The sequence below is a fragment of the Synechococcus sp. N19 genome (assembly GCF_900474045.1).
Classification (GTDB): Bacteria; Cyanobacteriota; Cyanobacteriia; order PCC-6307; family Cyanobiaceae; genus Parasynechococcus.
The window spans coordinates 14,034-36,365 of sequence record NZ_UCNR01000012.1 but is presented as its reverse complement, the minus strand read 5'-3'; the positions used below and the strand labels follow the sequence as shown (position 1 = coordinate 36,365).

The following is a 22,332-nucleotide window of genomic DNA, read 5'->3' as shown; positions in this document are numbered from 1 at the left end:
CAAACAGCCCTTAAAAGGACTAAGGCTTGTGGTGTGCGGATTTGAACTCGAGCAAAGCGAACATCGCGGCATCGCTGTATTCAGCAAAGGGCTACTGCGATCACTCAAACAAGCTGGTGCCGAAGTGTGGTTATTAAGCGAGGTCGCCCCACCAATGCACGACATACTTTCCCGCGCATGGTTGCCACGAGCAGTGCGTCGCACCGTGTTTACAGCCCGCTTGCTCGACCAGCTCAACAACGGCAAATCCCGATTCATTGTTGATAGCGGTCTGAAGCGCTGGCTGCGCAGCTTTCCGCTGCTGAGAAGGGGATTGGGATTGCTCGAGCGGATCCCAGAATTCGATCTAAAGCTCTTTCCACGCAGCCGGATACACGCCAATCAACTCACCCAGATTCCAGCCGATCAACTTTTAGGCAGCCCGTACCAACGCTGTGAACGACTGGCCTATCTGCGTGACATAGATGGAGTTGTCTGCGCGAGAAACTGCTTTCGCGATTCGTTCCACCTAGCCAGGAAACGTTCCAACCAGACCCTGCAAATCGACCTCACTGGCTTCGATGGATTCATCACAACCAGCCCCCTCAACCTGCAGCCTCTGAACACCCCGCTCTTCCTGCAGACAGTGCACGACCTGATCCCATTGGAATACGGACGCACCCTCGACCACATACCCAGCTTTAGCCGTCGCCTGCTTGCCACCACCAACGCCCGCAGGATCTACGTCTCCGAGGACGCCAAACAGAAATTCAACGCCAGCTTGCTTTCGCCTAGCACCAACACACATGTAAGTCCCCCAACGCGGGTGCTGACCCAACCCCCCTCACTGCAATTCCCTGGCGATGCCCTCGACTGGGAGGCGCGAAGTCGCGATCTGAGAGTGCTCTCAAGCGACCAGCAGCAACTACACACGCTGCTTCCGGCTCAATTCCTGCTATTCAACTCCTCTGTGGTGCCTCATAAAAATCTCCTGTTTGCCCTCCGGGCGTTCATGGAATCAGACATTGAGCGACTCGGGGTCAACTTCTGCATTACCGGTCAACCCCAGCACGATTCCTACAGCGAGGCGGTGGTCGACATAGCGAGCAGACACAAAAGTGTAATTTTCACCGGATATGTGGATGAGGCCACCAAACGACATCTCTATCTCAATGCTTTGGCTCTGATCAGCCCATCCCTTGTGGAAGGATTCGGCATTCCCGTACTGGACGCCGCCTGCCTGGGACTGCCTGCCCTGGCCAGCCCGATTGGCTCCCATCGGGAGATTCAGGCGATGCACGACTTCCAAGAACACGTGCTGCTCTGCTCCACCCTCCACACCAGCGACTGGGCTAGTGCGATGCGACTGGTAGTCCTGCGGCTACAACAGAAGCGGCAAAACCTCAGCCCCGAAGGCGAGCACTTACTGCTTAACCAGATCCGTCAGGAACGCATCCAGAGATATCAAGCGTTGCAAGAACAGATCAACACTGCCTTTAGGGCTGGCCTCTGTGAGCTGCTGAGGGAAGACGCAACTATCGAGCGGCTCAGCACAACCGTGCCAAAGCCCTGATCTGGGAGCTAATCGCATCCACCTGACGCTCCACGCTGAGGGATCGCGCCAGCTCTAAGCCGCGCAACGACAACTGCCCCCAGAGAGTCTGGTCTCGACTCAAATCGATCACAAGCCGTGCCAAAGCCGTACCGTCATCATCAACGGGGAAGAACAGGGAGCCCTCGGAATGCAATTCACGATGAACGGGGATGTCGCTGATGAGAGTGGGGATTCCTTCAGCCTTAGCCTCCAAAACCGGATAGTCGAACCCTTCTTCAGTACTAGCTGATAGCAGAGCCATCGAGGCACGCACAAGGGCTACCAACTCAGCCTGTGGCATAGCATTGATCAGCTCGACTTGCTTTGGCCGAGGCAAACCTTTGTGCAATCGCTGCAGCAAGGAGGTCTGACGGCCACCTCGGCCGATAATTCGCAAAGTTCCACTCCACTGAGGCCACTGCCGCTGGAGCTGATCGATGCCCCGGAACAAAGCAGGCAGGTTCTTGTTCATGTCATGCCGAGCTAAAGCCACAAGGTCATGACTGAAAGGCGCGAGAACCGGCGGGCGCTGGATTTGGATCCCATTGGGAATCACCTCAATCCGATCCGACTCAACACCGAACTCCACTAACTGATCGGCCACGTAGCGGCTGATGGCAATAAGCCGGGTCGCGACCCGGCAATGAAGCGGCTGCCAAAGGCGATAGCGCAACCAAGCCTTGCTGCTGTTGGAAGCCACCAGCGGTGTGAGGTCATGGCAGGTGATCAACTGAGGAACCTCAGGCCAGCAGAGCAGGGCATCAAAAAAAGGCGAATAGATCGCCTCCAGCTGATCCAGCTTCATCCCGTTGCGTTCCAGGAGAGTCGACAGTCGAATGCCGTGTTGAACAAGGCTGTAACGCTGTAAAAAACGCATAGGCAACCCTGGAGCCCAAGTCGGGGGCACAGGCGACCATTGCCTAGGGGGCTGAATCACAGGCTGACCATCGCACCCCAACTGCAGACGCAAGCCATCGATGCCTGGAACCACCCGCTGCACGTAGCTGCCAAAACCTGAATGGCCGGGCTTCCAGGGAAGCAAGTTGATCAGCGGGGCCATAACAATCGACTCCCAGGGCGACAGTCTCTGTAACGGAAGAGCGTTAGATCAGGAAAGGAAGGGACGGGCGTTCGCGATTCAACCAACGCAAGGCAACCCACAAGCCAACGACATTTAGAGCAAGCGACAAGAGACCCACAGACCACTGAACCTCGCCTGCCATTAGGGAGTGACGTACAGGACTTAAAACTCGATAAAGAGGATTGAGGTTGGCCGTCCAGGCCATGGCCCCAAGGTTGTCTTTGCGATACAAAATTGGTGAAAGCAAAAATACCAGCTGAAGCACAATTGGAACAAGTTGATAAAAGTCGCGGTACCGCACTCCGAGCAAACAAACAATTGTTGGTGCCCAGAACAAAAACAAAAACAAATTCAATAGCGGCAACCATCCATAGGCAAGCAAATTGAATAGCAAGTTATGTTGAAACCAGCTCAGGGCGAGAACGACTAATACAAATGATTGCAGGAACGTCTGCACCTGGAAGGCCCATTCCTCGAGCACATAAAAAATTGGATTGAGATTAGTATTGTGAACATGCGCATGATTGTGCTCAAACAAATTGGGTGCTGATCCAATTGCCGCACTAATACCGTTCCACACCACCAAACCAACACCTAAATACACCACGTAAGTACTGAAATCCTGCACCTTGAAAACGGTGCCGTACACCAGCGCAAGAGCCCCAATCGACAGCAGGTTGGAAAGTCCCAACCAGAAACTACCAAAAAACGTTCGGGCAAAACGCGCGCGGGTGCGGGAAGTGGCGGTAAACCACCAGGCCCTACGCATTCTCCAAGCGTCCTGGACGGTGGAGCGAACGGATGTTTGGGCGATGCCGTGAGGGGAGAGGCAGACACGAGTCATGACGCCAACTTCACAGGAGAGGAGCCATGGTTGCAGTGGTAATACTCCAGGGCATCTTCCAGCGGACCGGAAAACACAACGCGACCACTATCAAACACCAAACCGCGGCGACAAAAACGCCGCAACAACTCATCGGAGTGGGAGGCCAGCAACAAGGTGCCAGCTGAGCTAAGGAAGCGGCTCATGCGCTCCTGGGCCTTCTCGTAAAACCTAGTGTCACCTGCGCCAAACCCCTCATCCAACGCCAGGCATTCGTGGCTACCGCCAGTGAGTACAGCGAATAAAAGACGTGCTTCCATACCCTGGCTGTAGGTCTTCACAGGCAGATGAATGAAGTCACCTAGACCAGAAAAACTAATCACGTCATCGCAGAACTCGTCGAAGCCATGGAGATGACCGTGCGCCAATAAATAATGGGCTTTTATCGCCTGAAGGCCACTGAGCTCCGGACTGGTGACAAAGCCCTTGTGAATCATCGGGAACACCGGCACATGGGCCTTGAAGTAGCCGGAAGTATGCTGATATATGCCCGAAACAAGGCGCAGGAAGGACGATTTTCCAGCACCGTTATGACCGATCAGGGCCACTCTCCCCCCCTTATGGACGTTCAAAGTCAGCCCGTTAAGAGCAGTAACCACTGCACCTCCTCGGCTGCGGATTAGGCGGCCTCCAGTGACGGAGCGAATAAGGGATGCTTTGAGAGAACGAGTTTCCGTCGTAAGAACAGGAATGTCCAAGCAGACATTCTCGAGCTCAAGCACCACTGGGCGCTCATGTAAAGGGGGGAGATCTGGCTGATTGATCACCTAGGACCCTTCACTCTGTGCAGAAAGTGACCTTACCTGTTTTTAACCGGTCTCCGAACTTAGATAGCTGGTTTAGCCAAACGGAACGGGCAAACAAGGTGGTGTAACGGTCCCGAGACTTGAGCCCCATCAGGTTTCGCATTTGGGGCTGATCCGCCAACCGCTGCAGCACGTCCACCAACCCTTCGGGTGACTGCGACCAAGGCAATCCCGACAGCCTCCCGACCCAGCCCATTCCAGATCGCGGCTGATCAAAAGCCAAGGCAATCCGGCCAGCCGCCATTGCCTCCAACTGCACTATGCCAAAAGCCTCATTGCTGCGGTCGGAGGGCAACACCAAAACATCTGACGCGGCAATCTGTGCCTGTTTTTCGAACTCGGACAAGCGCCCGTGGAACTGCACCAGCTTCGGATCCTCTCGAAGCTGGACCATGAACAACTGCTGCGCCAGACGCTCAAAGCGTCTGCGGTTCGGCCCATCACCCACGACTGACAACCGCCAGGGTGATCGCAAGGCTGCCAAGGCCTCGAGCAACCAATCGAGACGTTTGTAACTGTCGAGACGTCCAATAAACAGAACATGCAATGGTTCACCCTCGCGCACTACAGGCAAAGGGACTGCCATGGCTGCTTGTTCTTGGCTTGCGCTTAAGCAGCAGGGAAGAACCGACACATGGACAGGGGAACAACCGCAATGCTGCAGCTCAGCAGACATCACTGGTGATGTAGTGACTACAGCGGAGAGGTGTGGGAGAACTCGCAAAGCGATCCACTGATACAACCAGAACAAAAACCCGCTGAAATTCGGCGTTATTTCTAAAAAACAATGCCAATGGGCAGTAACGATACGGCGAGGATTCAACAAGCGTGCCAGGACTAACAACAGCAGCACTCCCGGAGAGGGCAAATGACCATGAAGCGGCTCAGAAGAAGCCAACAGTGAGACCAGTGATCGACTTGGCAAAGGCAGGTGCAAGCGCCCCCCAAGCCCAATCGAGAACAAGCGCTTGCGTGGATAAGTCACCTGGAACGGGTCCTGACGTAAACATGCCTGACTCTGCACATCCAGGCTGTACGTGATTCCGCCCCAACAATTGCTTAACTCATGGGCCACTCTTTCAACTCCGCCATAGCCAGGCGGCCACTCCCGAAGTATTTGCTGAATGGCCACCGAACAATTGCCCCCCGAAGGATTAGAACTCAATAAGATGCTCATTCTCCGGCCTCAGCCCCACCAGCTGAGTAGGAGCTGGAACAAAGGATGAACCGTACCCAGTCCATGGAATCGATGAACCCCTTACTTCCCTTAGGGACAGAACCAATAAATTCCGGGTTAGCTGACTGAGGCCCGACGAGCCTGGGCAAGCAGGGCCAAACCAATCAAGTCGGGATTGAGACGTGCGAGGCGTGAACGCATGCGCGTTTGCACTCGGCTTTGCAGCCATGCTCGGGAAGAAGGATCTACGACAAGCTTCAGGAGGTCTGTGAGCTGCTCAGCCTGGCGCGGGGAAAACCGAAGAGCCGCCTCACCTCCAGCCTCCCGCAGGCCACGGGCGTCAGCCACAAGACACAAACCACCAGCTGCCATCACCTCGATCGCTGGCAAACCAAAACCTTCAATTCGGCTGGGTATAACAACAGCAAGAGCCTGGCGATAAGCCAAAGCAAGTTGAGCATCGCTAAAGCCGGCCGCCAGAACACGGCCGCGTAGGTGAGGGAAATGCATCTCGAGCTCCTGGGCCCGCCGCTCCGCTGCAATGCCACAAAGCAAAAGCGGCAGCGAAAGAAGATCTCGATCCGCAAGAGCCTGCGCTAAAAGTTCGGGATTTTTGTAACTACCGATAGCACTGGTCGCCGGCAAAAGAACAAACTCATCGGGCAAGCCTGCCTCCTGCTTAAGACAGTGCCAAGGCGAAGGCGCGCCAGGCAAATCTGCGGTCTTATGAAATGCCTCTGCAGGTGCAAGGTGGCACCAGGAAAGTTGAAGATCAGACTTCTGCAAGAAATGAGCGAGATCCTCTGCAGTGGCTAACGACACAGCAAGATGAACGACTGCCTGCTGCAGCCACCTGCGTCGCAAAGACATCATGTCTGGTTGATCAGGGCGAATTCGTTCCGGCAAACAGTCATGCACCAAAGCGAGTTCAGCACAAGACGGTCGATGCGCACCAGTGTTACTAATCCAACTCGAACAGAACACATCGGCCTTCCACTGCTGAACCAAACAACTGTTCTCTTCTGACAAATCCGCCACTGCCTCAGGATCAAGAGGATCACACTCTTGCCCCTCAAGAGGCAGAAGAGAACTAGTGATGCTGAAGTGACTTTTTCGATCAATTACAGCCACAGGGGCCTCAGCATTGATCAGCCCTGGCAACTGCCATGTCGAAAGAATCTGCTGCCAGACACGAGTAATACCACCATGAGGGCGACTCAACCAACATCCATCAATCAGAAGCCTGGGACCTTGATCTCGAGACAAACGATGATTGAGTTCTTGAAGCAGCAATCCATCGGATTGCGCTTGGATCTCAACAGAAAGAATTGACTCCGCTATATTAGGTCCACTTTCTCTCCAAGCCCGAAGGACCCTCGATGCTGCTCTCCAATCAGGGAAGGAGGCAGAATCATTTTTAATAGCCATTATGCAGTTTATCCTCCAAAATAAAAATTACCATTCACCTACATAACGCATCAAACATAAATTCGCATCACAGCTACGTCCATTGCCAGAGAATTTAATCTATCTAAATGCAAATCTCAAAAAGCCAATAAAAGCTCGGAGAGGAGCGGTGATTTTCCAACTATGGGATTCCTGAAGATTTCTCAGCTGACGACGCAGCAATTCACAATTTTGCTCTCGCTGCTCCAAGAGAAAGGCAAGATTCTGAACCTCAGACTCAGCAGAAAGCAAATCATTATGGAGTAAACCAAAGTCCGCCTCTGACAGAAGTTGTTCACGTGCCGAACACTCGGTGACTGCGCGGGGCAGGGAGTCAAAGTGCTCTTGAAAACTTATTAATTGATCGCTTGCACTAGCAACAGCTTGGTAAGTACGTTCGCAGATCGCCAGTAGCAACGGATGGACACAAGCGCAACTCTCAGCATTAATTACAGCCGCGGCACGGTTCAAGTCAGGTCTGATCAACGTTGCGATCAAGGCCCGAACATAATCATCCGATGGTCTTGAATGACCGCGACACTCGAGAAACGGACCTAGACCCTGCTGAAGAGATTGGTCATCAAAAGCCAGCAAATTATCATAAGTAATTATTAAGTCTTCCGAACACAACTGCGAGGAAATGTGATGGTTGTAAATCCACCACAACACTAGGCCGCGATTAAGGCTGAAGCCATTGCGGGCATGAAGCGATGTGGCCACCGCCAGCGGTTCACGCAGGGCTACCACAAGGGGAATGCGGCGCAGAAGAATGTGTAAATAGGCTGGGTAGGTGATGCAGAGGCGTGGATCCTTATCGACCCAGGTCTGCTCCAGGGCATAAGAGGAGAGCCGGCTGCGATGGGGTTGGAGTGCATCGAACAGCGGTGGCCGATCCCAGCTCGCGGGCAGGAGCGGAGGCCGATCCCACTGACAGCCCAGCACTTGAAGCAGGGCGTCGTTGATCTCCACCAGACGTTCGCTTTCAAAGAAGCCCAGTGGGTTCTCCAGCTTCAGCTCCAGATCACCACGGCGCTGCCTGGGGTCCTCGCCGGTCACCAGACCGTGCATCAAGGAGGCCAACAGGGACGTGCCGGAGCGGTGACAACCGGTGACAAACACCTGAACTATCAACCCCAACGACAGCCCAGAGTAAGCGGGCCCGGCAGGAGCCTTAAAGTCAATTCAGCTCTGGCCTGAACGTGAGCAAACGGCTGAGCTTTCTTGTGTGCGGTGCCCAGAAAAGTGGCACGACAGCACTGGCCGCCTACCTGCGCCAACACCCGGGGATTCACCTGCCTAAGGCAAAAGAGCTTCACTTTTTCGATGACGAGACGCAGGCCTGGCCCGAACCAGACCTGAACGCACTGCATCGGCATTTTCAGGCCGCCGAGGCTGATCAGCTCTGGGGTGAAGCGACGCCGATCACTCTCTACTGGGATCCGGCAGCGGAGCGGATCTGGCGTTACAACCCGGAGATGCGCCTAATTGTGATCCTGCGCAATCCGATCGAACGGGCCTACTCCCACTGGATGATGGAGCACCGGCGGGGAGATGATCCGCTGCCCTTCGCCCTTGCACTGGAACTGGAGGAAGACCGCTGCCGCGAAGCCCTGCCGTTCCAGCACCGGGTTTTCTCCTACACCGACCGCGGCTTCTACAGCTCCCAGCTCAGGCGGTTATGGCGTTTCTTCGGCCGGGAGCAGGTGCTGGTGCTCCGGCAGGAACAGCTGCGCCTCAGCCCCCAGAACTGCCTGGAGAGGATCTGGCAGCATCTCAGCATTCCGCCGGGTCGGGCCATCACTCCACTTGAACTCCACAACGGTGACTACGACACCGCGATGACCCCCGCCTGCCGTGAACGCCTGCGCCATATCTTCTGGCAGGAGATCGGCCAGCTTGAACAATTGTTGGGCTGGGATTGCAGCGACTGGCTGAGGAGCTGAGGCGATGAAGGTTCTGCTGGCGATCCCGCACGTCTTTGCTCCGAAGCAAGGGTCGCTGTATTCATCGCAAACAGAAGCGAAGCGGAGCCTTAAGCAGGAAGCACTACTGAAAGCGACGATCGGCAATCTCAACCGCCACCGCCGCCGCCATTGGATCCATGCCTCCCTGGGCAAGGGCCAGCAAGTGGTCAACCGGGAACTGTCGAGCCCCGATGGAGTGGAGCTGACGATTCGACTGTTCACACCTCCTGGCGCCAGCCTGGCGGATGCCCTGCCCGAGGATCCCGACCTGGAGCGGTTGGACCCCGGCGTGAGCGACTACAGCCAGGTGCCACGGGTGGCGTCACGCCACCTGCTTGAGCAGGCCGAGGGCTACGACCTAGTGGGCTATATGGAAGATGACCTGTTGCTGAATGATCCGGAATTTTTCGCCAAAATTCTCTATCTGGATCGCTGCAGCGATGGCCGTTACGCCTTTTTGCCCCACCGCTGCGAGCACATCCCTGGCCGAGGTGACGTGATCCTCTCGGGCGATCCCGATGGGGGCCGACCGGATCTGTTCTGGGACACGGGCGAGGAGCTGAGCATTTCCTGGCCTCTGGGAGAGCGGCGCTTCTATCGGGCCACCAACCCCCACTCGGGCTGCTTTTTTCTGACGCGGAGGCAGGCTCAATCCGTCAGAGACTTCTGGATCCAGGAGCAATGGAGATCAACTTGGAATCTCTCCGGACCCCTCGAGCAGGCCGCTAGCGGAATGCTGTTGCCTGTGCTGCGGGTGATGAAACCCGTTCCGCAGCATTACCGCTTTCTCACTGTGCGTCATCAGGACAGCCTCTGGCGACGGCACCGCTTCGAGCAGGTTGATGGGCAGCCCTCAATCAGCGCCAGTGAGGCGACACCCTGATGCAGGATCGCGAACCCCTGTCCCTGACGGTTGAACACCGAAAGGCGCTTTGGCTGAAACACAGCCATTTTGTGCTGGACCGGGTCCTGCTCCCCCTCTGTGAAGAGCACCTCGTGCGGACCCCGGTTCCCTGTCAGCGGGTCCTGGTTTTGATTGAGAACCGCATCAACCAACAATGGCTGTTCACGGTGCTGAACAGTTGGCTGATGGCCCCGCTCGACATGGAGTTCTGGCTGATTGCCGATCAGGCCAGTGCAGCGCGAGCAAGGCAGCTTCTGAATCAGCACGCCCCGGGCCTGGCTGCCCAGGTGCTGACCGTGGAGGAGCTCCTGCCGGGCACCAAGCTGAGCAACCATGGCAGCTTCAACGCGATGCTCAAGCATTCGAGCTTCTGGAATCAGCTGCCCCATGAGCAGATCTTGATCATCCAAACGGACGCTTTACTGGCGCGGCCCCTGGATTCTTTCTTCTTTCAGTTCCCCTACCTGGGAGCCCCCTTCCTGCCCAGGCAACACAGCGAATACTTCGAGATGCGGCAGGAAAACGGCCGGATCAGCAGCTTCTTCAAAACTGACACCCAGATCCATGGCTCCCCCGATCGGGATGTTTATCCCCACCTCCACGGCAATGGCGGGCTCTCCATTCGTCAACGCAGCGTGATGGGGGCAATCTGTGAATGCTGGGGTGCGCAGAGCCCTGCAGTGGAACAAGAAGATGTGTTCTTCAGTCGCCACGTGGCCCGCATTGCAGCGATGCCCCCCCTGGAAATTGCACAGGCCTTTGCGATGGAAACCACCTACAACCCGGCAGCAATCGGCAGCCATGCCTGCTGGAAGTTTCTGAGCAGCGCCGATCTGGCTGATCATCTCAGCCAGCATCTGCGAGCCGCCTGGTCGATGGCGCAGGCGCGCCGTCAGGCGGCAAGCTGAGACTCCAACCAGGCGATCACCCCCGCAGGAGTGATCGCAGCCATGCAGGGATGGCCCTCGACAAGACAGTCGTCATTGCGAAAACGATTGTCCGCACAAGCGGAACAGCTGGCAGGGCTGACGCTGCGCGTCACGTTGCTGCAGCGGGGCATCCACAGACGCACTGGACTAGCACCAACGCCATCGCCATCGTTGCCGACAATCGCGTAGGTGGGAGTTCCGACAGCGGCGGCGATGTGCAGCGGACCGGCATCAACGCTGATCACCGCTCTGGCATGACGGCAAGCCCCCGCCAGTTGCATCAGGCTTGTTTGGCCGCGCAGATCGATCAGCCCGGTGCACTGCAGCAACTTGTCCTCACCATCACCGGCGTTGTAGGCCTCCTTCTGGGCCGCTGGTGGACTGCCCACCAACCCAACCGACCAGCCATGGGCATCCGCAGCCTGCAAGACCTGCCGCCAGTGGCTGAAGGGCCAGACCTTGGCGGCCCGAGCCGTGGTGCAGTGGATCAACAGATCCGGCACCACGAACGGAGGCTCAGCGGAGGGAAGCTCAATCGCGGTGGGGTCAACATGTTCCTGCACCCAGGCGAGCTGGCAAAAGAGTTCGGCGATGTAATTACTGCCAAACACCTCTACATAACGCTGCTGAAACGCCGGGCTGTCCCAATCGGGATCCGCCAGAAAGCGCTGACGCGGGTGATCCCCCCAGGGCAGATCGCGGCGCCGATTGGCGCTGAGACTGCCACCCGCCACGTAGAGCGGCTCCAACCAGGGCACCAGGCTGCAGGTGAGCGGGTTGAAACCATCGAGATTGAGCGCCAGCTGCACGGGACCATGGCATTCACGCCGTTTGGCCAGGGTCTGCTGTAAGAGCAGTCCAGAGCCTGGCCTGGGATCATCCCAACTGCAGCGCCAATCCAGCATGGGTAAGGCACGCTCGAAATCAGCGGTGACCTCACTGCCGATGAAGCCGATCACCGCATCGGGGTAGCGGGCACGCAAGCCCCGCAACACCGGCGTGCTCACCACGAAATTGCCCACCTTGCAAGAGCCGAGCACAACAATGTGAGGAGCCGAGCCCAGATGCTCACCGCCATAGCGCTGCATGCCCTTCATGGTGTGTATCCGTCCAGCACGCCATGTTGACCGATCGGCCCCTGCGGATCGAGGTGCTAGTGATCAGCCCGGGGCCCCACGATCAGGTGCGCATCAGCGAACCCTTCGCGGCACTGCAGGTGCATGTGCCGTAACGGCTGAGGCTTTACCGGATGCTGTGGCGAAAGCGCCGGGCGATTAAACGCCTCACACAGCAGCGTTTTGCGGGCACCAGCCTATCTTTAGCTGGCGAACTGTTGCTCTGAGCGGATTGAACTAAACCAACTGTTCACCTCCTGATCCGCTTGCCGAAGGGCCTGCGACCAATCGCCCGGGTCAGCACAGCGCACCAGACGCATCGCGTCGTAAAGGAAGGTCTTACGACCAGTCTGGCCCCAGCGCCAATCGGCGGGAGCGCTGAGCATCAACACAGTTGGGATGCCGAGGGCGCCAGCCAGGTGGGCCACCGAGGTGTCAACGCTAACGAGCAGGTCGATGGATTCGAGCACCCCTGCGGTTTGCAACCAATCCGTCGAGTGCAGCGGCTGCTCAAGCACACCGCTCTCGATAAGGCTCCGCACCGGAGCCTCATCGTGACCATCCAGCTGCAAGCTGATCAGGCTGACCTGGTGATGCTTCCTCCACTGCTGGGCCAACTGGAAGAAGGCCTGCCGGGGCACATCACGCACCCGGGCGCTGCGCTCAGGCTGAGGGGCCTTATGGCGCCCGGCGCTCCACACCAGGCCAAGGCGCCGCAGCTTTGGTTCTGCATCAACAAATCGAGACTTCACTTCAGGTGTGGGCTTGAGATAGGCCTGGCGAGCAGCGCCTTGGGGCGACCATTGGTTGAGAACGATGGGTAGGAAGAAGAAACCGATCTGTGAAGCACCTTTCCCCCAGGGGGAAGCGTGGGAATACAAAGCCTCGAGCTGGCAATTAGACGGCAGGGGCAAACAGGCCCTGACCAACGGCAGCAAGGCTGGCCGCAGCCAGATCCTCAAACTGCAAGCACGGCGGGCCGCCTCTGCAATCCAGCCGAGGTTTTGCAGGGTGTCACCAAAACCCTGGTCATCCCAAATGATCAGTTGTTGACAGCATTCGCCGTCCCAGCGGGACTGCCGGCGGCGCGGATCCTGCCAGTAGTCCTGATCGTGGGATGTTCCAGCCAACAAAAGGCGCAGCCCAGCGGAATCCTGACCATCAAGGCTGAGCTTGTAGAGAGCGAGATTCATCAGCTGGGTTTGGAGTTGCATCGAACTCGCCAAATCAGCGCAGGGCTGCCCCACCAAGTCGACAAACGCAGCCTCCAGAAGCGCAGGAGCGCGTTGAGCCACATGCAGCCGAATCGCCCGCTCCTGAGCCACCACTGCTTCAGGCAGGCGAGAGAGCTTATGCAGGCAAACGGCACGGTTCGCCAGTGCCATCACCGACTCGCGGCGACCGAGTTGCCGCTCGACATGGCCCAGTGCCAGGTCGGGCCGCAGCTGAAACAAGCGCAGATCACAGGCAGTAGCCTGTAGCAACTCTTCGTCATCAATAGGCAAGGGCTGGCAAGCCAGTCCTTGCATCAACCAACGTTCTGCTGCGGCCTCGTTGAGACGGCCCAACTCCAGAAGCGCAAGATTGTTGCAGGTGCGGGGCCTGTGGGGGTCGAGCAGAAGCGCGGCTGCATAGGCGCGGCAAGCTTGCGGCAGATGGCCCAGGCGTTGATGCAGACGGCCGATCGTGTGCCAGGTCTGGGCATCATCCAGATGGCCAGAGCGGATCTCATGGAGAAGGCACTGCAGTGCCTGAAGCCAGTGGCCCGACTCCTCCAGTGACTCAGCCAGGGAACCCCGAGTCGCCATCTCCGCCCCATACGGCCATGGGACACTGTGGGTCATGCGAATCCTTCTGGTCAATCACGGAGCTGCCGGCGCATGGGGCGGCGGCGATGGCGTACAGATCCGCGAAACGGCGAAACGGCTGCAGCAACGTGGCCATGAAGTGGTGGGCGTCAATGCCGATCAACCCGACTGCCGCGGGTTCGACCTGGTCCATCTGTTCAACTGCCGCGTTGAGGGGTCGTTCCATCAGCAGATGGCCAGCTGCAAGGCCGCAGGAGTGCCCGTTGTGGTGTCACCGATCTGGATTTCGCTGGCCAGGGCCCTCTGGGGCAGCCGAGGCAGCACTTTGGTGTTGTCCCAGGCGATGCAGCAAGGGGAAGCCTCCGCTGGACCCTTACTGGAACAACTACGCAAACGGGAGATGGTGGTGCAGCTGGAGCACGGCCCCGTGAATGCGGAAGGAAACGGCGATTGCTGCTGGCCGCTGAATCGGGAGCGCTTGCGTCAGCTGCTGCGGGAGGCGGATGGCTTGCTACCCAACAGCTGGCTGGAACTGCAAGCTCTGCGCAGTGACCTGCAATGGGATGGCGACTGCTTCGAAATCGCCCATTACGGCGTGGACCCCTCCCTGTTTCTAGATGCGGATCCAGAACCCTTTCGCCAACACACGGGCATTCCCGGGGCGTTCGTAATGCAGGCCGGGCGAATTGAGCCGGGCAAAAACCAGGCGATGCTCTGCTGGGCCTTACGCCACACCGACATTCCAATTGTGCTGATCGGTGGCTCCAAGCACTGGCCCTCCTATGCCGAGCTCTGTCGCTCGATCAGTGGCTCCAGGCTCACGGTCGTCGAGCACATGCCCCAGACCCTGCTCGCCTCGGCCTATGCCGCAGCAGCTGTGCACACCCTGCCGAGTTGGATGGAAACCTGTGGCCTCGTAAGCCTAGAAGCGGCACTAAGCGGCACCCCCATTGTGGGGAGCACCTTCGGGCACGAGCTGGAGTATCTGGAAGCTGATGCCTGGTATGCCGACCCTGGCGATGCGGCCAGCATCAGAAACGCTGTGCTGGCGGCGATGGAGGCAGGTCGCCAGCATCACCGACCGATTGCAATGAAGCGCAAGGTGCTGGAACGCTTCAACTGGGAGCGAACGGTTGATGCCACTGAACGCTTGTACCACAGGGTTTTGGAGCGACGGAATTAGGGGAGCCAAGATGCGGGTTGCCGTCATCAGCCTGAAACGCACACCGGAGCGCTGGCATGCTTTTCTGCAACGCAATCACCAAACCCTCGGCAGCTGCGAGCTGCTGCGCATCGATGGCATCGATGGAAGCGAACTGCTCCACAGCAGCATCAAGACCAGGCTGATTGCTCCTTCGGCGCATCAGAATTGGAGCGCGGGAGCGGTTGGGATTGGCTTAAGCCATCTCCTTTGCTGGCGGCTGTGCTGCAACAGCTCCGCTCCTCTGGTGGTATTTGAAGATGATGTGGTGCTTGCTGATGGCTGGCATCAACAACTTGAACAGCTGCTTAACCCCTCCGCAGGGATGGTGCTTCTGGGCTGGAATCTCGACTCACTGCTGCGCGCCGAATTCAGCCAACAGCAAGAGATGATCAGTCTGTTTGAACCTGCTTACCCAAGCGAAAAGGCACTGAACGCGATCGTGAACAGCAGTGACACCCGACAATTGAAACGCCTGCGCAACGCATTTGGATTACCTGGATACTGGCTGACCCCCGCGATGGCACGGCAACTACTCACCACGATTCAACGTCTGGAAACCATGCCTTTGAAGCTGGGCCGCGGCTTCCCAGAGATCACAACCTTAGGCATTGATGCCTTGCTCAATGTGCACTATCACCAGCTGGAGTCCGACGTGGTGATGCCACCGCTAGCTCTCGCCTTGAATAATCCATGCACATCATTGACGCGAACTGGACCTCAACGGTTCGATGCGACTGATAGTTAACGGAAACGCTTCACCCCATCCATCTGCTTGGTGAAGAGATCGCTAATGATCGTGACCACGGGGCGCGAGCGGAGCTTGATGTTGGCGGAAACGCCCATGCCGCTCTGAAGATTGAGTTGTTGATCACCAGACTCGACCGATTGCTCCTCGAGCGACACTGTGGCTGGGAAGCGGTATTGGGGTGAGCGCTGATCAGGCGCTAGTACATCGGAGCCGAGCTTGGTCAAAGTGCCCTTGATGTAACCAAATTCACCGGATGGGAAGGAATCCACCGACACATTGACCGGCAGACCCACCTTCACAAAACCAATGTCTACATCGCTGATTTCAACTTTCGCCTGAAGTCGGTTAGCGGGCACTAACTTCAACACAGTCTGATCGCCATTAACCACAGTTTGAGGAGACACCTTGGTGTCGAAGACCTTCCCGCTAACAGGGGCCCTAACTGTGCGGTAGCTGATGGTTTCCTTCAAACCCACCAATTCAGCACGGATCTGGATCATCCGACGATCGATCTGGTTGAGCTGGGCTGCTACAGCACCGACTAATCGCGAACGCTCCTCTTCTAGGGTGGCAACTTCAGCGCTGGTTTCCTGAACCTGATTGAGCTGAGTCAGATATTGAATGCGAGCCATTGCACCAACCTCGTACAGAGGCTTGAAGTCAGAGGCAATTTGTTCTCTCAACTGCAAGGTCTTGCGTCGACTCGTTATTCGGGTTGCGAGTTGCTCGAGCTGAGAGCGAAACTGCTGACTCTGCTGACGAGCCGTGGTCAGCTGGGCATTGAGGATGCGATCCTCCACCATCGGGATCGGCGGCAAGGGCTCAAACCGCGATGGATCTCCACCACTTCTGAGAATGCTTTTGAGGGTGCGCGCCTGCAAGTCATAAAGACTGAGGGTGGTTTCCAAAGCTTTGCGGCGACTGGCCAGACCCTTGGCTTCCACATCAAAGAGGGGGTCTCCCTGTTTGACAATGTCGCCATCGTGCACAAAAACCTTGCTCACCACACCGGCACTAGGGGAATCGACTTCCCTCACTGATCCGGAGGGTTCAAGCCTGCCGCGCACGGCGACGGTCTGGTCGATCTTGGCGGTGAACGCCCAGATCAAGGTGCCACCGAACAGCACTGAGCAGAGCCAGATCAGTGCTGATGACCAATGGCGGCCTTGCTCCACATAGGCAGAACTTCCCTCCCAGATGCGCAGCCGTGGGGGAAGGGGCTTGTTGGCACCCTCGGTCTGTTGCAGATCCGTGTCAGTCAAGGTCGGCCTCCTGCTGGGAATAGAGCGCGTAATAACGGCCCTGCTGCTGAATCAACTCCTGATGGGTACCTTCCTCCACCAACGCCCCCGCATCCATCATCAAAATGCGATCGGCGGAGCGAATGGTGCTCAGCCGATGGGTGATGAAAAAGACAGTGGAACCCTCAAAGGCCTTTTTAAGATTGAGGCAAACCTGACGCTCAGTGAGGTAATCAAGGGCGCTGGTCGCTTCATCGAGAATCAACAAATTCGGTCGCTGCAGCACAGCCCGGGCGATGGCGATCCGCTGACGCTGGCCTCCGGAAAGACCACTACCCCGCTCGCCAACGCTGCTGGCGTAGCCCTGGGGCAACTCCATGATGAAGTCATGGGCACAAGCCACACGGGCAGCTGCTTCAATCTCAGCGCTTGTGGCGTCAGGAGCGGTGAGAGCGATGTTGTCGCGGATGCTGCCATCAAAAAGCAGGCTGTCTTGGGGAACGATGCCAATCTGACGACGAACGGAGCCCAATTGGAGCTTGGCCAGGTCGTAACCATCGATCAAGATCCTGCCCTTCTCTGGTTCGTAGAGGCGCGGCAGAAGCTTCATAATCGTGCTCTTCCCGCTGCCACTGCGACCAACAATGCCGATGAAAGCGCCAGCGGGAATCTGGAAGCTGACGTTTTTCACCACCAAAGAAGTACCTTCGGCAAAACGAAAATCCACCGACTGAAACGTGACTTCGCCCGCTACAGGGGGAAGGGGCAGCTGATCCAGCTCATTGTCAGATCCTTCAGCCGGCGCATCGACCACATCACTGAGGCGCTCGATGGAAAGGGCCACTCCTTGGAAGCTCTGCCAGCTAGTGGCGAGGTTGATCAAGGGGCCCACCACGTAACCGGAAATGATTCGGAAGGCAATCAGCTGGCCGATGGTGAGTTCGCCTTTGATCACAAGGAACGCTCCGACCCAAAGGGTGAGCAAACCTGTGAGTTGGCTGAGAAACTGGCCAGTGGTGCCGGTGGAGATTCCGATGAGCAGGGTGCGGAAGCTCTCGCTCATGAAGGAGGAATAGCTGCGCTGCCAGCGCCAGCGAACAGTGTTTTCTGCATTTTGAGCTTTGATCGTTTGCACACCACTAAGGGCCTCCACTAGGAGGCTTTGCGTGGCGGCATTTTTTTCAGCTGCCTTGCGTAATTGCGCCTTGATTGCAGGAGACGCAACGAAAGTGAGCGCCAGAAACAGGGGGATCACGCCGAGGGAGACCGCTGTGAGCACTCCGCTGTACACCACCATCACTGCGATATAGATCACCGAAAACACTGCATCGAGCGCCAGGGTGAGGAGACTGCCAGTGAGGAAACCGCGAATATTGCCCAGTTCGGCCAGGCGCGTCTGGAGTTCCCCCACCGGACGCCGATCAAAGTAACGCTGAGGAAGCCGAAGCAGATGTTGGATTACCTCAGAACCGAGAGTGATATCGATCCGATTCGTGGTGTCTGCAAAAAGGTAGGTGCGCACTGCACCTAACAAGCCCTGAAATAGGCTAACTAACAGAAGAATTAGACCAAGCGTATAAAGGGTGTCGAGGTTTTGCTGGCCGATCACCTTGTCAAAGATCTGCTGCATCACCAGGGGCTGGGCAAGGTTGAGCAGCTGCAGCACAAGAGAAGCCAACAGAACTTCAATCAGGCTGCGACGGTATTTGCGGATCTGCGGAAAAAACCAAGACAGTCCGAGCTTCCGTCGCTGGGATTCGCGACCTGGTTGTAGGAGTAGAAGGCGAGCTCCTGCCTGATCGCCAACCAATTCAGCGAGAGGGAGGATAACCCTGCCGTATTCGGGCACCACCGCCTTCACTCCCTGAGAGCTGATGTCATGAATGATGGTGGGCTGGTCCATCACCCAGCCAATGGCCGGGAAGGGGACACGCCCCAGCTGTCCTTCCGGCAGATCTGTCATGGTCCCTGTGAATCCCATCACAGTGGAGAGATTGCCGATTAACTCAAGGCTGGTATGGGTACGACCACGAAGATTATCGTTGGCAGCTCGCTCGATCACATCTCGGCGGAAGGGCACGTTGTAGTAACGAGCCAGCATCTCCAAACAGGCCATGGTCTGACCAATGGGACCCGTTCCGGTTACTTCGGCAATACGCTGGCGTCCTCGAACGCCTATTGCAGGCTCAGCGACCTGGCGATCGCCCGTAGGTGCGGGCAAGAGATCGGCATAGCGATCATCTGCGCTGACGCCATCGTCTGCAAGCACAATTTCTTCAGGCGCCTGCAGATCGGGCTCAAGCGATTGCGCCCAAAGATCAGACTCGATTCTCACAAGTCGCAAGGGCTCCCCTAGGGGAATCTGAGCAAGGCGCTCTGGATCGACCATTTCACCAATCGGCACAGGGTTGCCGCTGATCGGCTGGGAATCCCAAAGCCAAACAGCATCATCTGCCGGAAGTTGGCGCAGCTGATTGGCCGGCACAAGCTTTAAGCCGGGAAGAAGACGGCGCAAAACCTCTCTTTCCGCTGGTTCCGCCACTGGCCTGGAGCGCAACGCTGGTGCCAACACAGCCATCAACTCCGAGGGGGAATTGTTGACGTCGAGCCAACGGCTGAACGACTCAGATTCACGCTCAAGCTCATAGAAATCATCAGCGTTAAAGCCGATCAATTTCAAAGGGGTGGCCGCGGTGAGCCACTCACAAGGGCTGCGGCGGACCAAACCGGCCCAGCCGACCAGATCGCCGGGCTGGGAATAGGCCAACGTGACGGGTCTCCGCAAACCAGGATCTTCGTGAAGGAGTCTGCCGCGACCTTCCACGATGCAAAAACAAAACTCAGGAATGCGATCAGGACGCAAAAGCTCCTGACCAACCGTGCAATGAAATGGTCGAGCGCGTGAGGCAAGCCAATGGAGCCTCTCCTCACCGAGTTCACGAAATGCAGGCAAGCGCCGAAGCAACCCTTCGAAGGTGGCTATGGATTGTTCGGTCATGGTTCGGGATCGTAATTAATTGGCTCGAGGCTGTCAGCCTTTCCTGCGAGCACAAGCTTCACTCGCTGTTCAAGAAATTCATTGAGCGCCTCTTGCAACATCTGCTCCCGCATGGATTCGTCAAAGCGTGCAGGCTTGAGCTGCTCAAGCCGCATCAAAACATGCCATTCACCAAGCTGCTGTGGAGCCGAGAGTTGACCTGGACGAAGGCTACGCAGGATCTCTTGAAGCACCTTGGGCTGAAGCGAACCTACCGAAATCGGCCCAATCACACCTTTTCGCTGAGCTTCCTCACCAACACCGTGCTGGTGGGCCGCTTCCGCAAAAGTGGTTTCACCCTCCTCTAGACGTATCCAGAGCTCACGTGCCAGACCAGCATTGCGAACTCGTAGTAAAGAATAAATCACTTGATCCCTACCGCCGCGGGAGGCCAGAAAGGAGTCTTCCAAACCAGGCCCGAATCATTGTTTCGCGAAACGATGCAACGATTCGGGGCGCTGAAGATGAAGATTGAGATCGGACTCACTCCAGCCACGACTCTCGAGCGCTTTAGACAGGGGTTGATCACCCAAAAAGGCCTTGCGTTGCTCCTCTAGCCAATCGGAGGGAACTGGCACCTGCTCAAGGATCAGCTCTTCCTGCTGGCGGCGAACTAAGAGTGGAAGAAGCTCCATACGCCTTACGATTGACGCAATTTCCGAGTCGGCAAATAAAGCCTTCATAGAGTTAGGCATCAGGCCATCCTCTCTGCCATCAGAGCCTTGGAATCAAGGAGAAGCATGGTGTCAAATGCTTCATCCAGCTGATCTGCCACCGATTGCCAATCGCCATGCGTCTTCTGGCGAAACACACGCATGGAGGGATACCAAGGAGAGTCCGACCGTTGGCGCAACCATCGGAAGTCGGCGTTTTGAGGAAGCAGCACCCAGGTTGGCTTGTTGAGAGCAGCCGCAAGATGAGCCACTGCTGTATCCACCGTAATAACTAGATCGAGCTGACTAAGCAGATGGGCTGTATCTGAGAAGTCTGTAAGACGGTTGTTCCATTCATGGATCTCCTGCCGATGGCGCCAGGGGGCAATCTGTTCAGCATCCTCTCCAAACTGAAGGCTATGCAGTTCGAGCAGATCAAGATCGATCAACCGTTCAAAAAGGGGCATTAAAAGAGTCAAGGGCAGGCTCTTATGGCGATACATGGCCTTGTTGTCTGGATTGGAAGCCCAAACGATGCCAACCGAAATCCCGCCAGGGGGCTTAGCCAAATGCAAGGCCTCTCGCGGTGGAGCAGGAGCCTTGAGGTATGGGCAGATAGAGGGGATCGTATGAAGCTCCGTGCCAAACAAGCGTGGAAGACTCATCAGAGCCACATGTGGCCTGGTGTCAGCTTCTGGATCGGTGCTGCCGATCAATTGAACGCGCTCGCCCAAACCTGTCCAATCACGCATGAGCGTCATTAGGGACGGCCGGGTAAGAAACACATATGGGATAGCCGCAGCATCCAGCAGCTTTAGATAGCGGCAGAACTGAATCGCATCACCGAGACCTTGCTCAGACCAGACAACAAGCGGAGGCTGCCCCTCGCGTGGAGCACTAGCCAGATCGCGAAGACGAGGCCCTGAGGTTGGGATGGTGACATGTTCAAAATCTTCATTATCGAAGCGCACCTCGTAGTACTCCCAACCCTTGGAGTAGTCACCCAGCAGTAAATAAGCGAGGGCAAGGTTCCACAAAGAGTGGGTAGAGCTCTGATCCAACTCAACGCCTCGCTCCAAATACTGGAGTGCTTCTTCGGGCTGAAGAACGCTGATCAGGGCATTGCCTAGATTGGTATGGCTGGGAGCATGGCTGGCCTCTAACGAGATGGCATGACGAAATGCCCGTTCTGCGTTGGTGAAATCCTCAAGCCCGAAATATGCAAGGCCGAGGTTGCACCACACGTCTGCCACGAGTGGATCGAGACGCAGACTGAGTCTCAGAGCCAAAAGAGCCCCCTCATACTGCGTCAAACTATTGAGCGCTGTGCCGTAGTTGTGCCAAGCCGATGCTGCAGAAGGCTCCAGCACTAGGCTTCGGCGATAAAGATCAACTGCCCGCTCGGGATCATCGTCCTTGAGCAGGTTCGCGAAGTTATAAAGAGTGTCTGGCCGATCAGGCTCCAGCTCAAGGGAGCGTTCGAACGCTTTAACAGCTCGTGCGTTTTGACCCTCTACCTTGCGGGCCACCATACCTACAAGGTTGTGGTAAAGCCACAAAGGATCACAGGCTTGGACCACTGATGGCTCGAATAGGGCTTTCAACGCGTCGGGATAGCGCCCCTCAAGCCAGTGAGCCATCGCTAGGGGCAAGACCCAACGACTATCGCCATCGATCTGACGACCGCGGATTGCATGCTCCAAGGCTTCCTGACTCGACAGGGAGCGATTGGACACTCGCTCCAGCAGGCTGTACCAACCTGC

Annotated in this window: 19 protein-coding genes; 6 read left to right on the top strand and 13 right to left on the bottom strand. The window is 56.9% G+C overall.

Translation table 11 applies throughout. The features are described 5' to 3' along the window. Positions 1-205 precede the first annotated feature (205 nt). Entirely contained in the window at positions 206-1,552 is a 1,347-nt protein-coding gene (locus DXY02_RS08385; protein WP_244276220.1) for a glycosyltransferase, read from the top strand. On the opposite strand, the gene DXY02_RS08380 is transcribed toward DXY02_RS08385, so the two are convergent. The 6 genes from DXY02_RS08380 to DXY02_RS12255 all read right to left on the bottom strand — a co-directional run bounded on the left by DXY02_RS08380 (position 1,527) and on the right by DXY02_RS12255 (position 8,022). Beyond that, positions 1,527-2,633 carry a glycosyltransferase gene (locus tag DXY02_RS08380; RefSeq protein ID WP_114988921.1) on the bottom strand — a complete coding sequence of 369 codons (1,107 nt, stop codon included), beginning with the start codon at positions 2,631-2,633 and terminating at the stop codon, positions 1,527-1,529. The two genes, DXY02_RS08385 and DXY02_RS08380, sit on opposite strands and share 26 nt — an antisense overlap. 43 nt (positions 2,634-2,676) lie before the next feature. After that, entirely contained in the window at positions 2,677-3,498 is an 822-nt protein-coding gene (locus tag DXY02_RS08375) for an ABC transporter permease (RefSeq protein ID WP_114988920.1), read from the bottom strand. Next, on the bottom strand, positions 3,495-4,259 hold the full coding sequence (locus DXY02_RS08370) for an ABC transporter ATP-binding protein (RefSeq protein WP_256377315.1): 765 nt from the start codon (positions 4,257-4,259) through the stop codon (positions 3,495-3,497). Before DXY02_RS08370 ends, DXY02_RS08375 begins: the two co-directional genes overlap by 4 nt. Before the next feature lie 55 nt (positions 4,260-4,314). Continuing rightward, positions 4,315-5,475, bottom strand: coding sequence for a glycosyltransferase family 4 protein (locus tag DXY02_RS08365; RefSeq protein ID WP_244276216.1), 1,161 nt, complete (start codon positions 5,473-5,475; stop codon positions 4,315-4,317). A gap of 162 nt (positions 5,476-5,637) precedes the next feature. Next, complete coding sequence (locus tag DXY02_RS08360; protein ID WP_114988917.1) at positions 5,638-6,948, bottom strand: glycosyltransferase; 1,311 nt, start codon at positions 6,946-6,948, stop codon at positions 5,638-5,640. Positions 6,949-7,047: 99 nt separating this feature from the next. Next, positions 7,048-8,022 (bottom strand): hypothetical protein, encoded by a 975-nt coding sequence (locus DXY02_RS12255; protein WP_170951528.1) that lies wholly within the window; start codon positions 8,020-8,022, stop codon positions 7,048-7,050. A gap of 143 nt (positions 8,023-8,165) precedes the next feature. Between DXY02_RS12255 and DXY02_RS08350 the strand changes: the two genes are divergently transcribed. Genes DXY02_RS08350 through DXY02_RS08340 form a run of 3 tightly spaced genes read left to right on the top strand, consistent with a single transcriptional unit; the run spans position 8,166 to position 10,742 of the window. Further along, the gene (locus DXY02_RS08350; protein WP_114988915.1) at positions 8,166-8,909 is read left to right on the top strand and encodes a sulfotransferase domain-containing protein; all 744 of its coding nucleotides are present in this window, start codon (positions 8,166-8,168) and stop codon (positions 8,907-8,909) included. Between the two features lie 4 nt (positions 8,910-8,913). Beyond that, on the top strand, positions 8,914-9,813 hold the full coding sequence (locus tag DXY02_RS08345) for a hypothetical protein (RefSeq protein WP_114988914.1): 900 nt from the start codon (positions 8,914-8,916) through the stop codon (positions 9,811-9,813). Continuing rightward, a complete protein-coding gene (locus DXY02_RS08340; RefSeq protein WP_114988913.1) occupies positions 9,813-10,742 on the top strand; it encodes a DUF5672 family protein in 930 nt (309 codons plus the stop codon). The genes DXY02_RS08345 and DXY02_RS08340 overlap by 1 nt, the downstream gene beginning before the upstream one ends. On the opposite strand, the gene DXY02_RS08335 is transcribed toward DXY02_RS08340, so the two are convergent. Both DXY02_RS08335 and DXY02_RS08330 read right to left on the bottom strand, forming a co-directional pair. Then, positions 10,727-11,860 carry a glycosyltransferase family 9 protein gene (locus tag DXY02_RS08335; RefSeq protein WP_244276214.1) on the bottom strand — a complete coding sequence of 378 codons (1,134 nt, stop codon included), beginning with the start codon at positions 11,858-11,860 and terminating at the stop codon, positions 10,727-10,729. The two genes, DXY02_RS08340 and DXY02_RS08335, sit on opposite strands and share 16 nt — an antisense overlap. A 221-nt stretch (positions 11,861-12,081) precedes the next feature. Further along, positions 12,082-13,722 (bottom strand): hypothetical protein, encoded by a 1,641-nt coding sequence (locus tag DXY02_RS08330; protein WP_114988912.1) that lies wholly within the window; start codon positions 13,720-13,722, stop codon positions 12,082-12,084. Here DXY02_RS08330 and DXY02_RS08325 point away from each other — a divergent pair. Together DXY02_RS08325 and DXY02_RS08320 are read left to right on the top strand one after the other, a co-directional pair. Further along, positions 13,721-14,869 carry a glycosyltransferase family 4 protein gene (locus tag DXY02_RS08325; RefSeq protein ID WP_114988911.1) on the top strand — a complete coding sequence of 383 codons (1,149 nt, stop codon included), beginning with the start codon at positions 13,721-13,723 and terminating at the stop codon, positions 14,867-14,869. The genes DXY02_RS08330 and DXY02_RS08325 overlap by 2 nt on opposite strands. After that, the gene (locus tag DXY02_RS08320; protein ID WP_114988910.1) at positions 14,823-15,635 is read left to right on the top strand and encodes a glycosyltransferase family 25 protein; all 813 of its coding nucleotides are present in this window, start codon (positions 14,823-14,825) and stop codon (positions 15,633-15,635) included. The genes DXY02_RS08325 and DXY02_RS08320 overlap by 47 nt, the downstream gene beginning before the upstream one ends. Here DXY02_RS08320 and DXY02_RS08315 read toward each other — a convergent pair. The 5 genes from DXY02_RS08315 to DXY02_RS08295 all read right to left on the bottom strand — a co-directional run bounded on the left by DXY02_RS08315 (position 15,632) and on the right by DXY02_RS08295 (position 22,305). After that, positions 15,632-16,900 carry an HlyD family secretion protein gene (locus DXY02_RS08315; protein ID WP_244276212.1) on the bottom strand — a complete coding sequence of 423 codons (1,269 nt, stop codon included), beginning with the start codon at positions 16,898-16,900 and terminating at the stop codon, positions 15,632-15,634. The genes DXY02_RS08320 and DXY02_RS08315 overlap by 4 nt on opposite strands. Further along, positions 16,893-19,646 carry a peptidase domain-containing ABC transporter gene (locus tag DXY02_RS08310; RefSeq protein ID WP_244276211.1) on the bottom strand — a complete coding sequence of 918 codons (2,754 nt, stop codon included), beginning with the start codon at positions 19,644-19,646 and terminating at the stop codon, positions 16,893-16,895. Before DXY02_RS08310 ends, DXY02_RS08315 begins: the two co-directional genes overlap by 8 nt. A gap of 227 nt (positions 19,647-19,873) precedes the next feature. Next, complete coding sequence (locus tag DXY02_RS08305; RefSeq protein ID WP_114988908.1) at positions 19,874-20,326, bottom strand: peptidylprolyl isomerase; 453 nt, start codon at positions 20,324-20,326, stop codon at positions 19,874-19,876. A 12-nt stretch (positions 20,327-20,338) separates the two neighbouring features. Next, positions 20,339-20,611, bottom strand: coding sequence for a hypothetical protein (locus DXY02_RS08300; protein WP_137024485.1), 273 nt, complete (start codon positions 20,609-20,611; stop codon positions 20,339-20,341). Continuing rightward, entirely contained in the window at positions 20,611-22,305 is a 1,695-nt protein-coding gene (locus DXY02_RS08295; protein ID WP_170951526.1) for a tetratricopeptide repeat protein, read from the bottom strand. The genes DXY02_RS08300 and DXY02_RS08295 overlap by 1 nt, the downstream gene beginning before the upstream one ends. Between the last annotated feature and the right edge of the window lie 27 nt (positions 22,306-22,332).